The sequence below is a fragment of the Actinobacillus equuli genome (assembly GCF_900636745.1).
Classification (GTDB): domain Bacteria; phylum Pseudomonadota; class Gammaproteobacteria; order Enterobacterales; family Pasteurellaceae; genus Actinobacillus; species Actinobacillus equuli.
On sequence record NZ_LR134310.1, the window covers coordinates 2394906 to 2409224 of the forward strand.

The following is a 14319-nucleotide window of genomic DNA, read 5'->3' on the forward strand; positions in this document are numbered from 1 at the left end:
ATATATAAAACTGTTAGTTTAATGAAAACTCTTTGCTGGTTGATTCGTATTTAATGCCGGAATGCGAGCCTTCGGCGCCGTTAAAATAAACATTTTTAGATTGAGAACAAGCACTGATCACTAAAATGCTTGCCACTAAGAAGATAACTTTTTTCATATCTGTCCTCGAGTATGTAAAAAAGCGGCCATATTTGACCGCTTATCATTAAAATTAAGCTGTAAAACCTTCTTTTAAACTTACAGTTAAGTTAAATACTAAGTTTTCAGCCGAACCGTCTTTACTGTCTAAACAGTAATAGCCTTCACGTTCGAATTGGTAGCCTTGTTCCGCTTTTGCATTAACGAGGCTCGGCTCAACGAAGCCGTGTTTGATTACCAATGATTCCGGGTTTAATACCGCATTAATATCATCTTCCGCGCCTGGGTTTGCTACCGTGAATAAACGGTTGTAAATACGGAATTCAGCCGGTTTGTTATCTTCTGCAGATACCCAATGGATTACGCCTTTTACTTTACGACCGTCAGCCGGGTTTTTACCTAAAGTTTCTGGATCGTAAGTACAGAAAATGGTAGTGATTTTACCGTTTTCGTCTTTTTCTACACGTTCAGCTTTAATTACATAAGCATTACGTAAGCGCACTTCTTTGCCTAATACTAAACGTTTGTATTGCTTGTTTGCTTCTTCACGGAAGTCCGCTTCATCGATATAAAGTTCACGAGTAAACGGTAAATCACGCTCGCCCAATTCCGGACGATTCGGGTGATTCGGTGCTTTTAAGATTTCTTTATCGCCAAAGTTTTCAATCACAACACGAACAGGGTTGATTACTGCCATTGCACGTGGTGCGTTTTCGTTTAAATCTTCACGGATACAAGCTTCAAGCGCTGAGTATTCCACCACGTTATCTTGTTTTGTCACACCGATACGGCGACAAAATTCACGTAATGAAGCCGGAGTATAACCACGACGACGTAAACCTGAAATAGTAGGCATACGCGGATCATTCCAGCCGTCCACCGTGCCGTCTGTCACCAATTTCAATAATTTACGTTTAGAAGTGAGCGTACTTTCTAAATTTAAACGAGAAAATTCATATTGGTGCGGTAATGGACGCTCGATAGAAATATTTTCAAGTACCCAATCGTATAAACGGCGGTTATCTTGGAATTCAAGTGTACATAATGAGTGAGTAATTCGTTCAATCGCATCCGAAATACAGTGTGTAAAATCGTACATCGGATAGATGCACCATTTATCACCGGTTTGGTGGTGGTGAGCAAATTTCACACGATAGATTACAGGGTCACGCATTACGATAAACGGTGATGCCATATCAATTTTGGCACGTAAACATGCTTTGCCTTCTTCAAACTCACCGTTTTTCATTTTTTCAAATAACGCTAAGTTTTCTTCCACGCTACGGTCACGGTATGGGCTGTTTTTGCCCGGCTCAGTTAACGTACCACGATATTCACGCATTTCATCCGGCGAAAGTTCATCAACATAAGCTAAACCTTTGTTGATTAACTCAATTGCATAGCCGTAAAGTTGATCAAAATAGTCAGATGCATAACGCGGTTCGCCTTCCCATTTAAAACCTAACCATTCTACGTCTTGTTTGATTGAATCAACGTATTCAACATCTTCTTTTACCGGATTCGTATCATCAAAACGAAGGTTACATAAGCCTTTATATTCTTGGGCAATACCGAAGTTTAAGCAGATAGATTTTGCGTGACCGATATGTAAGTAGCCGTTCGGCTCAGGTGGGAAACGAGTGTAAACGTTATTGTGTTTACCGCTTTTTAAATCTTCATCAATAATATGGGTAATAAAATTCGCACGGGTTTCCGGCGCATTTTCTAAAATTTCTTCTGTCATAATTGTTCTCTGTTGCCTTTAAATAAAAATAACAGGGTATTCTACACTGTATTGTGAGCTTCATAAAGCAGCAAACGGTGAGAAATAAAAAAGCGGTCGAATTGTTTGCAAAATTTGCAAGAAATTCGACCGCTTGTACTCTTATCAGAGATTATTTTACACGTGAAACGTATTCGCCTGAACGAGTATCAACACGGATTACTTCACCGATTTGTACGAATAATGGTACACGAACAACTGCACCTGTGCTTAATGTTGCCGGTTTACCACCAGTACCTGCTGTATCACCTTTTAAGCCCGGATCCGTTTCAACCACTTCTAATTCAACGAAGTTTGGTGGAGTTACAGAAATTGCAGAACCGTTCCATAATGTGATGATACATTCAGCTTGGTCAACTAACCACTTGTCGTTGTCGCCTAATGCTTTTTGGTCTACAGAGATTTGTTCGAATGTTTCAGGGTGCATAAAGTACCAGAAATCTTCATCTTTATATGAGTAAGTGTAGTTGTAATCTACAACGTCCGCTGCTTCAACAGAAGTACCGGATTTGAAGTTGATCTCTAATACTTTGCCAGAGATTAATTTACGGATTTTTGTACGGGTAAATGCTTGACCTTTACCCGGTTTAACGAATTCGTTTTCAACGATTACACAAGGTTCGCCATCTTGGATGAATTTTAAACCCGGTTTGAAGTCATTAGTGCTGTAACTAGCCATTGTTTCCTCAATTATTTAACAATAAATTAACAAAATTTGAAAACCCACTATTGGATTTGTCAAAAAGACCCATATAATACAGTAATTAGCGAAAGATCTCTAAAAGTTTTTACGCTATACTTCAAAAATCTTATTAATAAGGGAAACTCAATGAAAAAAGTTATTACTCTTTCTGCAATCATTGCTTTATCGATTGCAACGGTTGCGGAAGCAAAGCGTGGCGGTTCATCTCGTTCGGTAACAGGTAAACCGATTGCGGCACAAAAAACACAATCTATTCATTCAAATACGCAAAGAGATGCGACATTCGATAATACGCAGAACCGTGCGATCCCGAACCAACAACCTCAAGCAAATGGTGGAAATCGTTTAGCGAGCTTTGCAACAGGTGCGGCAGCAGGTTATGTATTAAGTGAAATGCTTGCACCGACAGCGGCTCAGGCTCAAACACAGCAAGCAGCGGCGACGGCACAACCACAAGCGGTTGAAAATGCAAAAAATATTGCAAATAGTGTACAGGCTACAGTGGCAACGTTTAAGAGCATTGGTGGTCAAGTTGATCCGTTTTTAGTGGAGAAAACCGATGGTTACCGCCGTTATTGTATTTCTGGCGTGCAATATTTAATTGCAGCACAAGGTAGTCCATCTGCACCTGTGGTAATGGTTAATCCAAACGGTTCACCACTTGCGTGTAATTTAGTACAATAATTTCTTATTTTGCGGAGGGGCGTAGCATTACGCCCTTTTTTGTTTTTCTATTAATTTCAGGGCGTATGCAGTACGCCTCTACGAATTATGCAACTAGTCCAAATAGAATCTTTCAAACCCCAATGGCTTATTGAATTAGCACAAGCCTTTAATGATCCTACCGCTTTATTAGAATATCTTGAGCTTAATCCGAAAGAGTTTGAAACGGCGATAACGGCACGTAAATTATTCGCGTTGCGTGTTCCTCGCCCGTTTGTCGAAAAAATGCGAAAAGGTGATAAAAATGACCCGCTTTTTTTACAGGCAATGTCGGCGGCGGAAGAGTTTTTACAGGTGGAAGGCTTTGTGAAAGATCCATTGGAAGAGCAGCATAGCCCCGCACCGAATATTTTGCATAAGTACCATAACCGTTTGCTATTTATGATTAAAAATAGTTGTGCGATCAATTGCCGTTATTGTTTTCGTCGTCATTTTCCTTATGATGAAGTAAAAAGCGGTAAAGCGGTTTGGCAGCAAGGATTAGACTATATTGCGGCACATATGGAATTAGAAGAGGTGATTTTCTCCGGTGGCGATCCGCTTATGGCGAAAGATAATGAATTAGACTGGCTGATTTCTACTTTGGAACAGATTCCGCATATCAAAACATTGCGTATTCATACCCGTTTGCCGGTGGTGATTCCGAGCCGCATTACCGAGCAATTATGTGACCGATTATCAAAATCTCGTTTAAAAGTGGTGATGGTGACCCATATCAATCATCCTAACGAAGTAGATGAAGTCTTAGCCGATAAACTTAATCAATTGCGCCAAGCAAATGTTGTGTTACTCAATCAATCCGTTTTATTGAAGGGGGTTAATGATAATGCGCAAACATTGAAAGCATTAAGTGATAAATTATTTGATAGCGGTGTATTGCCGTATTATTTACATTTGTTGGATAGAGTGGAAGGCGCAAGCCATTTCTTTATTGAAGATCGACAAGCGGCGGAAATTTATAAAGAATTGCAACGCATTAGTTCGGGTTATTTAGTACCGAAATTGGCAAGAGAAATCGCCAAAGAACCGAATAAAACTTTGATGGGCTAGATAGAAGGTAAACAAGCGGTCGGAATTTGCAAAAAATCTGCAAAATTTAACCGCTTGTATGCAAAAGGGCGAATAATTTATTCGCCCTTTTTCGTTAGTTTCGATTAGAAATTCGCATTACGTGGAGCACGTGGGAATGGAATCACTTCACGGATATTTTGTAAACCGGTTACATAAACGATTAAACGTTCAAAACCTAAGCCGAAGCCAGAGTGTGGAACCGTACCGTATTTACGTAAATCACGATACCACCAGTAATCTTCCGGATTTAAGCCCATTTCAACCATACGAGCGTCTAATACGTCTAAACGTTCTTCACGTTGTGAACCACCGATAATTTCACCGATTCCCGGTGCTAATACATCCATTGCAGCTACAGTTTTACCGTCATCGTTTAAACGCATATAGAATGCTTTAATGTCTTTCGGATAGTTTTTCACAACCACCGGTGATTTGAAATATTCTTCCGCTAAGAAGCGCTCATGTTCAGAAGAAAGATCGATACCCCAAGAAACCGGGAATTCGAATTCTTTACCTGATTTTAATAAGATTTCAATTGCATCGGTGTAATCAACTTGTGCGAATGGTGAAGCGATAAAGCTTTCTAAGCGAGTAATAACATCTTTATCAATATGTTTTGCGAAGAATTGCATATCGTCTTTACGCTCTTCAAGTACCGCTTTAAATACATATTTAAGCATATCTTCCGCTAATTTTGCATTGTCCGCTAAGGTTGCGAATGCAAATTCAGGTTCCACCATCCAAAACTCTGCTAAGTGGCGAGTGGTATTTGAGTTTTCCGCACGGAATGTCGGGCCGAACGTATAAACTTTACTTAATGCACAAGCGTAAGTTTCACCGTTTAACTGACCTGATACGGTTAAGAAAGATTCTTTACCAAAGAAGTCTTGGCTAAAATCGACTTTACCTTCCTCTGTGCGTGGTAAGTTTTCTAAATCTAATGTTGAAACACGGAACATTTCACCAGCACCTTCCGTATCCGATGCAGTAATAAGCGGAGTTGCTACCCAGTAGAAACCTTGCTCATTAAAGAAACGGTGAATTGCTTGTGCTAAGCAGTGACGAACACGTGCGACTGCACCGATTAAGTTAGTACGAGGACGTAAGTGCGCCACTTCACGTAAATATTCGATAGAGTGACGTTTTGCCGCCATCGGATAAGTATCAGGATCTTCAACCCAACCTACCACTTCTACGTGCGTTGCGTGTAATTCAACTGCTTGACCTTCTGCCGGAGATTCAACCACTTTACCGGTTACGATAACGGAACAACCTGCGGTTAAACGTAAAACTTCATCGTTATAATTTGCTAAATCGTTATTAATGATCGCTTGGATCGGATCAAAACAAGAACCGTCATAAACGGCTAAAAATGATAAACCTGCTTTTGAGTCACGGCGGGTACGTACCCAACCACGTACTGCAACTTCTTCGCCTACCGCAACTTTGCCCGATAGGATTTCCGAAACTGTTGGAAATTTAGACATTGAATACCTCAATCTTTATTGTGAGTTTTATAGAACATAATCATTCGGTATTTTACAAGAATAAGTAAGGAAATAAAGGAAATTGTCGATTTTTTTATATTTTCCATTGCTAGAACAAGAATTTGCTAAAAATGCTTGCTGTATTTATTCAGATTGTAATTTATTGATGCTTAAAAATAAGGCAACGTGAGAAAAAATTTAAAGAATCCACCACATTATGCGACAAAGTATAGATTTCACACAGGAGGGGTTAATGATAACTTATTGATATATAAAGAGAATAAAATAAATTCAAAAAAATTTAAAATTTTTTAATATTTTTGTGAACTTTCTGAAATCCGTCCAGTCATACTTAACGCTAACTGAACAGAATTCATGTAAGTTTTTTTCATTTCCTTAGGTAAGACCTCCCCCGGCATCGCATTCTTGGTGTCGGGTTTTTTTATGCCCGCAATTCTCGTATTTGTAAAATTTCCTGCAAATTTAACCGCTTAGCTATGTTACAATATGACTAATTTTTCCTAATTTGAAGCGATCAATGAATAAGAACCTTACTTTTTTCTTTTATGATTACGAAAGTTTCGGTGTGAGTCCGGCGCTAGATCGTCCGGCACAGTTTGCCGGTATTCGTACCGATAATGATTTTAATATCATCGGTGAGCCGGTGATGTTCTATTGTAAGCAAACACCGGATTATTTACCTTCGCCCGAAGCAGTGATGGTAACCGGCATTACTCCGCAACAGTGTAACGCTGAAGGTGTGCCGGAACCGGAATTTGCTGCACGTATTCATGCGGAGTTCAGCCAACCGAACACTTGCATTTTAGGCTATAACAATATTCGTTATGATGATGAAATGACCCGTTATACCTTTTTCCGCAATTTCTTTGATCCGTATGAATATAGCTGGAAAAACGGCAATTCGCGCTGGGATCTATTGGATCTTGTTCGAGCTTGTTACGCCCTGCGCCCGGACGGAATTGAATGGGTAACAGATGAAAACGGTGTGCCGAATTTCAAATTAGAGAATCTCACTAAAGCGAACGGCATTGCTCATGAAAATGCGCACGATGCAATGGCGGACGTTTATGCCACGATTGCGATGGCAAAATTGATTAAGCAAAAACAGCCGAAACTATTCCAATTTTTCTTTGAAAATCGTGGTAAGAAAGAAATTGAGAAAATGATTGATACCGGTGAAATGACCCCGTTGGTACACGTTTCCGGTATGTTCGGTAATGCACGTGCTAATACCGCTTGGATTGCGCCGATTGCATGGCACCCAACCAATCAAAATCAGGTGTTATGTTGCGATTTATCGGGCGATGTTAGCACATTATTGACGGACTCGGCAGAGGAATTACGTACCCGTTTATACACTAAAAAAGAAGAATTGGCGGAAAATGTTGCACCCGTGCCGTTAAAAGGCGTGCATATCAACCGCTGTCCGATTATTGCACCGGCAAAAGTGTTGCTGCCTGAAAATGCGGTTCGCTTAGGCATTGATCGTGAGCGTTGTTTGGAAAATCTCAAATTACTAAAAGCGAATAAAAGTTTAGTACGTGAGAAAGTGACTGAAATTTTTATGGAAGAACGGCGCTTTGAGCCTTCTGCGAATGTGGAAACCACGCTGTATGACGGCTTTTTCTCACCGGCAGATAAAAATAATATGGCGATTTTGCGTACGTTACCGCCGCAAGAATTGGCGCATCACGGCTTACAGTTTGCCGATGAACGAGTAGAAGCTTTGTTATTCCATTATCGAGCTAGACATTATCCCGAAACATTGAGCCGAGCGGAACAGATTAAATGGCAGAAATATTGTCATCAGCAGATAGATGCCAAATCGGCACAATTTGCTGAAGCGATTGATAACTTATTCCAAATTCATCACGATAATCCGGAAAAGGTAAAATTATTGGAAAATTTGACCGCTTACGCTGCACAAATTGCGGAATTTCAGGTGGTTAAACACACCGCTAATACACAAAATGAACAGTTGGTTTCAGCCTTAAACCAAGTGGCGGAGCAGGGTATGGATAAAGCGGCGAAGTTGGAAATGCTAAAGGCATTAATTAAATAAGTGAGAGAAAACGGCTATGCAACAACCTTTAGAACATCATCCGTTTGAACCGGTGCTACCGACCTCCGCTACCGTAGTGATGATGGGGACTTTTCCACCAACAGGTGAAAAACGCTGTATGGAATTTCATTACCCGAATTTCCAAAACGATATGTGGCGTATTATGGGAGCGGTTTTCTATGATGATACCGATCATTTCCGTGTCGGCGACGAGAAACGTTTTGAACCCAAAAAAATTGAAGCGTTTTTACGCGAAAAGGGTATTGCGTTGTGTTCGTCAGCACAAACAGCCATTCGCTTAAAGGGTAATGCTTCGGATAAGGATTTAAAAATCGTTGATCCGGTAGATATGCCGCAATTATTAAAAACATTACCTCATGTGAAATGGATTTTTACCACCGGCGGTTTGGCAACAGATACGTTACTCGGTTTATTAAATGAGAAAATAAAAGCACCGAAAACGAATGAATGGATTCACTATCCGTACTGTGCCGAGCGTGAACTTTTCCTTTACCGTTTGCCTTCTACCTCTCGGGCTTATCCATTGAGTTTAGCTAAGAAAATCGAGGCATATCGACAATTTTTTATTCAAGCAGGATTACTTTAACGCATGAAATATGATTTACATTCACACAGCACCGCATCGGACGGTATGCTTAGCCCGACCGAATTGGTTCAGCGTGCGTTAGAGCAACAAATCGAAATGCTTGCCTTAACCGATCACGATACCGTAGCGGGGATTCAAGAAGCAAAACACGCAGCACAAGGGCAACCTATTCGCTTTATTGCCGGCGTAGAAATTTCTATCGTTTGGGAAGGCAAAAGCATTCACCTTGCCGCTTTAAACGTGGATGAGACACATCCTGCATTAGTGGCATTGTTAGATAAGCAAGCGTTACTGCGTGAGCAAAGAGCGGTCGAAATCGGCGAAAAACTTGCAAAAGCCGGTGTTCCAAATGCTTACGAAGGGGCAAAAGCGTTAGCAAGCGGAGAAGTTACCCGTGCGCATTACGGGCGTTTTTTACATGAAAACGGTTATGTACGAAATATCGAACACGCCTTTAAGAAATACCTCGGGGGGGGTAAACCAGCTTACGTTAAGCCAATGTGGTGTAGTCTAGAAGAAGCGATTGAAGTAACGCATCAAGCGGGTGGGGTGATTTGTATTGCGCATCCGTTGCGTTATAAATTAACCGGACGTTGGATTCGCCGTTTAATCGCTGATTTTAAATTAGCCGGTGGTGACGGCATTGAGGTTGCCGGCTGCGGGCAAACACCGGATCAACGTCAATTGATCGCACGTTGGGCAAAAGAGTTTGATTTATATGCTTCGGTCGGTTCGGATTTCCATTACCCGACCGGTTGGATTGAACTTGGCAGAGGTCTAACACTGCCGGCAGATTGCAAACCGATTTGGGATTTGTTTTAAGGGAAAAGGGCGTGTTAAACGCCCTTTGCTTTATCTGAATTATTGCACTTTAAATTGGCTAAACTCAGCCATTACTTTGCCTAATTCAGCTACTCTCCGTTCAATCTTAGCCATATCCGGTTTTTCAGCGGTAATCGCAATCCGCATTAATCCGAGTGAACGTTCAAATTTACCATAGTGAGTTAAACTCATTTCACGGATCGTTTTTTCGTATTTCGCCCAATTTTTACCGAAATGACGTGCCGCCATTCTAATTTGCTTAAGCTCTTTGGTTTGTACCGCACGTTGCAAATTGTAATAAAGTGGGGTCATTTGTTTAACGAAAGTTTGGTGTTTAGCTGCATAGTCCACCGGATTTTGTTCTTTTTCAAAACGGTATAGATGCTTAGCGACATTTTCTACGTTGGCTAGATCCGTAGTTTTAATCGCTTGGCTTAAAGCATCCGCTACGTTTTTACCCGCTTCCGAATGATGCGCCTCAAACTGATTAAAGGCCTGCTGTAAAGCGGTCAAATTTTGCTGAGATTTTGTAACTTCACCTTTTTTAAGTTCTGCCATTGCTTCAGAAAGCTGTACGAATAACGGGCTAACGTCTACTTTCGCTAATGTGATTGAACTAGCAAAGAGCAGAGGAATGATGATTAATTTTTTTAATGTCATTTGCTATTCCTTAGAGTAAATCGAATAAGGCTTTGCCAAGATAATCATTTTCGTCTTTTACACCGGCAAAGCAGGCAAATAAGCCGCTGCCGATATGGGTAATATATTCGTTCATTTTGTCGATATTTCCTAAAGCGTTTTGCACTTTGATAAATTGCTCGGGGCTTTGTTGGAACGAAATAAACAGTAAGCCCGAGTCAAATTGCCCTTTATCGTCAATACCGCTGGCGTAGGAGAACGAACGTCTGAGCATTTTTACTCCCGTTTTATGGGCAAGGTGTGTATGCGAGATTTCCGGCATCACTGGATTACCTTTATCATCTTTTTTCGCCAGATCGAATTTTTCAAATTCGTGTTTATAGCCAAGTGCCGCCCCTGAATCACGATAACGACCGAAGGTTTCTTCCTGCGATCTTAAATGTGTACGATCCCAAGTTTCTAAGAACATTTTGATACGGCGAACCACTAAATAAGAACCGCCTTTTAGCCAATCGTTTTGTACCCAGACCACATTATCCTGATCTTTTAAACTCTCGGCATTTGCGGTACCGTCTTTAAATGCAAATAAGTTACGTGGCGTTTCATTATTTAAAAATGAGTTAAAGCCCATTTGCGACCATTTCATTTTGACTTCACCACGAACAGCCCGCACTAAATTACGCACCGCATGAAAGGCAACTTGGGGATCATCGGCACAGGCTTGAATACAAATATCGCCGCCGCTAAATTCAGCTTGCAATTGATCTCGAGGAAAGTGTGGCAAATCTTGTAATTCGGTCGGCTTATGTTTTTCAATACCTAATTTTTTAAAGAAAGCAGCACTGATGCCAAAAGTGAGTGTGAGATGTTGCGGATCTAAGCTATCCGCTTCACCGGTATCCGCAGGCGGAACATAGGCATTATTGCTATAGGGTTTTACATTTTTACCTTGTGTCAAATTACGGCTATAACTTGTCCAAGTCTGAAAAATTGCTTTCACTTTTGCAATATCAGTAGTATCTAAATCCAAGACGAGAAAATAGATATGTTTTTGTGCAGGGGTGACGATACCGGCTTGATGTTGACCGTAAAAAGGATATTGATTCTGTACGTGTGAGTTAAGTTGTCGTGATTCTAAAGCAAAAGTAGGAGCGGACAATAAGCCTGCTCCTACCAATGCGGTGTTTTTTAGAAAATCACGGCGAGAATGTGTGTCTGCCATAATTTATTCCTACCTTATTTCTCTAATAGAACACCTAATTGGGCTAACGGTTCGCCAAGTTGATTTACCGCTTCGGCTAGTGCTTTCACATCCGCTTTTGACAGAGTGTTATAAGCTACGTAATCGTAACCGTTTTTCGATTTATTGTGTTTTGCCAGTAAGGTATTGACTGCAGCAAAGCGAGCGGCAATTTCCGCCGAAAGTTTCGCATCTGTTTTGTCTAATTGCGGTTTAAAGATTTCATAGATTTTTTCTGCCCCTTCAATGTTGGCTTTAAAATCGTAAAGGTCGGTTTTAGAGAAAATTTCCTCTTCGCCGGTTACTTTAGTAGTGGACACCTCATTTAATAAATCGACTGCACCGGTGATCATTAATTCAGGCGTAACTTCCGCCGTCGGAATTTTCGCACGTAATTCTTTAACGTCTTTCAGTAACTGTTCCGCAATAGCTTTTGTACCTTTGGTCGTATTTTTTTCCCATAAGACTTTTTCGATTTTATGGAAACCTGACCAATCTTTTTCCGTTTTACCTTCTTCGGTTAAATCAGCAAGACGTGCATCAATGCGAGGATCTAAATCACCAAAACTTTCGGCAATCGGTTCTGAACGTTCAAAATACATTCGTGCAAGCGGGTAAATTTGCTTTGCTTTTTGCACATCGCTCTGGTTTAAATAATCAACAAACTTTTCCGTATCCGTCACTAATTGATCAATCTGTTCAACCACAAATTGCTTATATGCTTCGGTTTCTTTCGTTAAATCTAAAGCAAAAGATTGGGTCGTGAGTAGTAAACCCGAAAGCAAAGCTGCTAATTTTGTTAACTGCATAAAAATGTCCTTTTAGCTAAATATAGTGTTGCAACTATATTCTTATTAATAATCATTATCAAATTAATGCTGGTAATTTTGTGATCTAATTCACATTTTTATTTGCAAATTTTCTTAAAAAATTCACCGCTTGCTTATGTTAAAATAACGATAAATTTTCTCGGATAGGATGTTATATGAGCAAGCAAGGCAAACCTTTTATTTTACATAGCCCGTTTAAACCCTCTGGCGATCAGCCATCAGCGATTGCTAAATTGACCGAAGGGTTAAATGATGGATTGGCGCATCAAACGTTACTTGGCGTAACCGGTTCAGGTAAAACCTTTACCATTGCGAATGTGATCGCTCAACTCAATCGTCCGGCAATGTTGCTTGCGCCGAATAAAACGCTTGCCGCCCAGCTGTATGCGGAGATGAAAGCCTTCTTCCCTGAAAATGCGGTGGAATACTTCGTGTCTTACTATGATTATTATCAACCGGAAGCCTACGTGCCGAGTAGCGATACTTTTATCGAAAAAGATGCGTCGATTAATGAACAAATCGAACAAATGCGACTGTCGGCAACCAAATCTTTCCTTGAACGCCGAGATACCATTGTAGTTGCTTCTGTTTCCGCCATTTACGGCTTGGGGGACGTGGACGCTTATATGCAAATGATGTTGCATTTGCAAGTGGGGGCGATTATCGATCAACGAGAGATCCTCGCTCGTCTTGCCGAATTGCAATATACCCGTAACGATCAAGCATTCCAGCGTTCGACTTTCCGTGTGCGTGGCGAAGTGATTGATATTTTCCCGGCTGAATCGGATGAAATTGCGTTACGTGTCGAATTATTTGACGATGAAATCGAAAGTCTCTCGTTATTTGATCCGCTTACCGGACATAGTTTGGGCAAAGTACCTCGCTATACCATTTATCCGAAAACTCACTACGTTACCCCTCGTGAACGCATTTTGAATGCGATTGAAGAAATCAAACAAGAGTTGGTAGAACGCCGTGAGTATTTCATCAAGGAAAATAAATTGCTGGAAGAACAACGCATTACCCAGCGTACGCAATTCGATATTGAAATGATGAATGAGCTGGGCTATTGCTCGGGTATTGAAAACTATTCACGCTATCTGTCAGGCAGAAAAGAGGGTGAACCGCCTCCGACTTTGTTCGATTATATGCCGGCGGACGGTTTGCTGATTATTGATGAAAGCCACGTTACCGTACCGCAAATCGGCGGTATGTATCGAGGCGACCGAGCCAGAAAAGAAACACTGGTGCAATACGGTTTCCGCTTGCCGTCTGCATTAGATAACCGCCCACTTCGCTTTGAAGAATTTGAACGCCTTGCCCCACAGACGATTTATGTGTCGGCAACACCAGGTAATTACGAACTAGAAAAATCAAATGGCGATGTGGTCGATCAAGTGGTTCGCCCAACGGGATTATTAGACCCGATCATCGAAGTTCGTCCGGTCGCTACGCAAGTTGATGACGTGCTATCCGAAATTCACAAACGAGTGGCGGTCGATGAGCGTGTATTGATCACAACACTGACCAAAAAAATGGCGGAAGATTTAACCGATTACCTCGATGAACACGGCGTGCGTGTGCGTTATCTGCATAGCGATATTGATACGGTTGAACGGGTGGAAATTATTCACGACTTGCGTATGGGAATGTTTGACGTATTGGTCGGCATCAACTTATTGCGTGAGGGTTTGGATATGCCGGAAGTATCGCTGGTGGCGATTTTAGATGCGGATAAAGAAGGCTTTTTACGTTCCGAACGTTCATTAATTCAGACCATCGGACGTGCCGCTCGAAACCTCAACGGCAAAGCGATTCTCTACGGCGACCGCATTACCAATTCTATGCAAAAAGCGATTACCGAAACCGAACGCCGCCGAGAAAAACAACAAAAATACAACGAAGAACACGGTATTACTCCGCAAGCCCTCAATAAGAAAGTAGGCGAATTGCTCGACATCGGACAAACCGACAAGCCGAAACGAGGTAAACAAGCGGTTAAAATCGAAGAAAAATCTGCAAATACCTATAAACCAAAATCCCGCAAAGAGCTGGAAAAAGAACTCAAACAGTTAGAACAACAAATGCGAGATTTCGCTAAGGATTTAGAGTTTGAAAAAGCGGCGGCGGTAAGGGATAAGATTGGACAGTTGAAGGCGTATTTGTTAGAAATTTAGGGCTTTTTAAGGAATA

General features: G+C 41.2%; 13 protein-coding genes. 6 read left to right on the plus strand and 7 right to left on the minus strand.

Annotated features, from left to right (window positions below):
• Window positions 1–13: 13 nt before the first annotated feature.
• The 3 genes from EL121_RS11610 to efp form a co-directional block, all read right to left on the minus strand.
• Window positions 14–157: a hypothetical protein gene (locus tag EL121_RS11610; protein ID WP_164997544.1), complete on the minus strand. Its 144-nt coding sequence runs from the start codon at window positions 155–157 to the stop codon at window positions 14–16.
• Window positions 158–211: 54 nt separating this feature from the next.
• On the minus strand, window positions 212–1882 hold the full coding sequence (gene glnS, locus EL121_RS11240) for a glutamine--tRNA ligase (protein WP_039196795.1): 1671 nt from the start codon (window positions 1880–1882) through the stop codon (window positions 212–214).
• Between the two features lie 151 nt (window positions 1883–2033).
• Complete coding sequence (efp, locus tag EL121_RS11245) at window positions 2034–2600, minus strand: elongation factor P (RefSeq protein ID WP_014991472.1); 567 nt, start codon at window positions 2598–2600, stop codon at window positions 2034–2036.
• A gap of 150 nt (window positions 2601–2750) precedes the next feature.
• On the opposite strand from efp, the gene EL121_RS11250 reads away from it, so the two are divergent.
• Together EL121_RS11250 and epmB are read left to right on the plus strand one after the other, a co-directional pair.
• Window positions 2751–3308 carry a hypothetical protein gene (locus EL121_RS11250; RefSeq protein ID WP_039196796.1) on the plus strand — a complete coding sequence of 186 codons (558 nt, stop codon included), beginning with the start codon at window positions 2751–2753 and terminating at the stop codon, window positions 3306–3308.
• An 87-nt stretch (window positions 3309–3395) separates the two neighbouring features.
• A complete protein-coding gene (gene epmB, locus EL121_RS11255; protein WP_039196797.1) occupies window positions 3396–4397 on the plus strand; it encodes an EF-P beta-lysylation protein EpmB in 1002 nt (333 codons plus the stop codon).
• A 104-nt stretch (window positions 4398–4501) separates the two neighbouring features.
• Here epmB and asnS read toward each other — a convergent pair whose 3' ends face one another.
• Window positions 4502–5905 carry an asparagine--tRNA ligase gene (asnS, locus tag EL121_RS11260; protein WP_039196799.1) on the minus strand — a complete coding sequence of 468 codons (1404 nt, stop codon included), beginning with the start codon at window positions 5903–5905 and terminating at the stop codon, window positions 4502–4504.
• Window positions 5906–6443: 538 nt separating this feature from the next.
• Here asnS and sbcB point away from each other — a divergent pair.
• The 3 genes from sbcB to EL121_RS11275 are packed head-to-tail and all read left to right on the plus strand — an operon-like array spanning window position 6444 to window position 9417.
• Complete coding sequence (gene sbcB / locus EL121_RS11265; protein ID WP_039196800.1) at window positions 6444–7988, plus strand: exodeoxyribonuclease I; 1545 nt, start codon at window positions 6444–6446, stop codon at window positions 7986–7988.
• A 16-nt stretch (window positions 7989–8004) separates the two neighbouring features.
• Window positions 8005–8595 (plus strand): DNA glycosylase, encoded by a 591-nt coding sequence (locus EL121_RS11270; protein ID WP_039196802.1) that lies wholly within the window; start codon window positions 8005–8007, stop codon window positions 8593–8595.
• 3 nt (window positions 8596–8598) lie between these two features.
• Entirely contained in the window at window positions 8599–9417 is an 819-nt protein-coding gene (locus EL121_RS11275; RefSeq protein ID WP_039196804.1) for a PHP domain-containing protein, read from the plus strand.
• Between the two features lie 39 nt (window positions 9418–9456).
• On the opposite strand, the gene EL121_RS11280 is transcribed toward EL121_RS11275, so the two are convergent.
• From EL121_RS11280 to efeO, 3 genes are read right to left on the minus strand one after another with little or no spacing between them, the layout of a single operon-like run.
• Complete coding sequence (locus EL121_RS11280) at window positions 9457–10077, minus strand: hypothetical protein (RefSeq protein ID WP_014991479.1); 621 nt, start codon at window positions 10075–10077, stop codon at window positions 9457–9459.
• A 10-nt stretch (window positions 10078–10087) separates the two neighbouring features.
• On the minus strand, window positions 10088–11278 hold the full coding sequence (gene efeB / locus EL121_RS11285; protein ID WP_039196809.1) for an iron uptake transporter deferrochelatase/peroxidase subunit: 1191 nt from the start codon (window positions 11276–11278) through the stop codon (window positions 10088–10090).
• 14 nt (window positions 11279–11292) lie between these two features.
• Window positions 11293–12105 carry an iron uptake system protein EfeO gene (gene efeO, locus EL121_RS11290; protein WP_039196811.1) on the minus strand — a complete coding sequence of 271 codons (813 nt, stop codon included), beginning with the start codon at window positions 12103–12105 and terminating at the stop codon, window positions 11293–11295.
• Window positions 12106–12281: 176 nt separating this feature from the next.
• On the opposite strand from efeO, the gene uvrB reads away from it, so the two are divergent.
• Complete coding sequence (gene uvrB, locus EL121_RS11295) at window positions 12282–14303, plus strand: excinuclease ABC subunit UvrB (RefSeq protein ID WP_039196814.1); 2022 nt, start codon at window positions 12282–12284, stop codon at window positions 14301–14303.
• The last annotated feature ends 16 nt before the right edge of the window (window positions 14304–14319 follow it).

Bases quoted from the DNA above. Each gene is read 5' to 3' on its own strand.
- EL121_RS11610 (WP_164997544.1), bottom strand. From the start codon at position 157: ATGAAAAAAGTTATCTTCTTAGTGGCAAGCATTTTAGTGATCAGTGCT.
- glnS (WP_039196795.1), bottom strand. From the start codon at position 1,882: ATGACAGAAGAAATTTTAGAAAATGCGCCGGAAACCCGTGCGAATTTT.
- efp (WP_014991472.1), bottom strand. From the start codon at position 2,600: ATGGCTAGTTACAGCACTAATGACTTCAAACCGGGTTTAAAATTCATC.
- EL121_RS11250 (WP_039196796.1), top strand. From the start codon at position 2,751: ATGAAAAAAGTTATTACTCTTTCTGCAATCATTGCTTTATCGATTGCA.
- epmB (WP_039196797.1), top strand. From the start codon at position 3,396: ATGCAACTAGTCCAAATAGAATCTTTCAAACCCCAATGGCTTATTGAA.
- asnS (WP_039196799.1), bottom strand. From the start codon at position 5,905: ATGTCTAAATTTCCAACAGTTTCGGAAATCCTATCGGGCAAAGTTGCG.
- sbcB (WP_039196800.1), top strand. From the start codon at position 6,444: ATGAATAAGAACCTTACTTTTTTCTTTTATGATTACGAAAGTTTCGGT.
- EL121_RS11270 (WP_039196802.1), top strand. From the start codon at position 8,005: ATGCAACAACCTTTAGAACATCATCCGTTTGAACCGGTGCTACCGACC.
- EL121_RS11275 (WP_039196804.1), top strand. From the start codon at position 8,599: ATGAAATATGATTTACATTCACACAGCACCGCATCGGACGGTATGCTT.
- EL121_RS11280 (WP_014991479.1), bottom strand. From the start codon at position 10,077: ATGACATTAAAAAAATTAATCATCATTCCTCTGCTCTTTGCTAGTTCA.
- efeB (WP_039196809.1), bottom strand. From the start codon at position 11,278: ATGGCAGACACACATTCTCGCCGTGATTTTCTAAAAAACACCGCATTG.
- efeO (WP_039196811.1), bottom strand. From the start codon at position 12,105: ATGCAGTTAACAAAATTAGCAGCTTTGCTTTCGGGTTTACTACTCACG.
- uvrB (WP_039196814.1), top strand. From the start codon at position 12,282: ATGAGCAAGCAAGGCAAACCTTTTATTTTACATAGCCCGTTTAAACCC.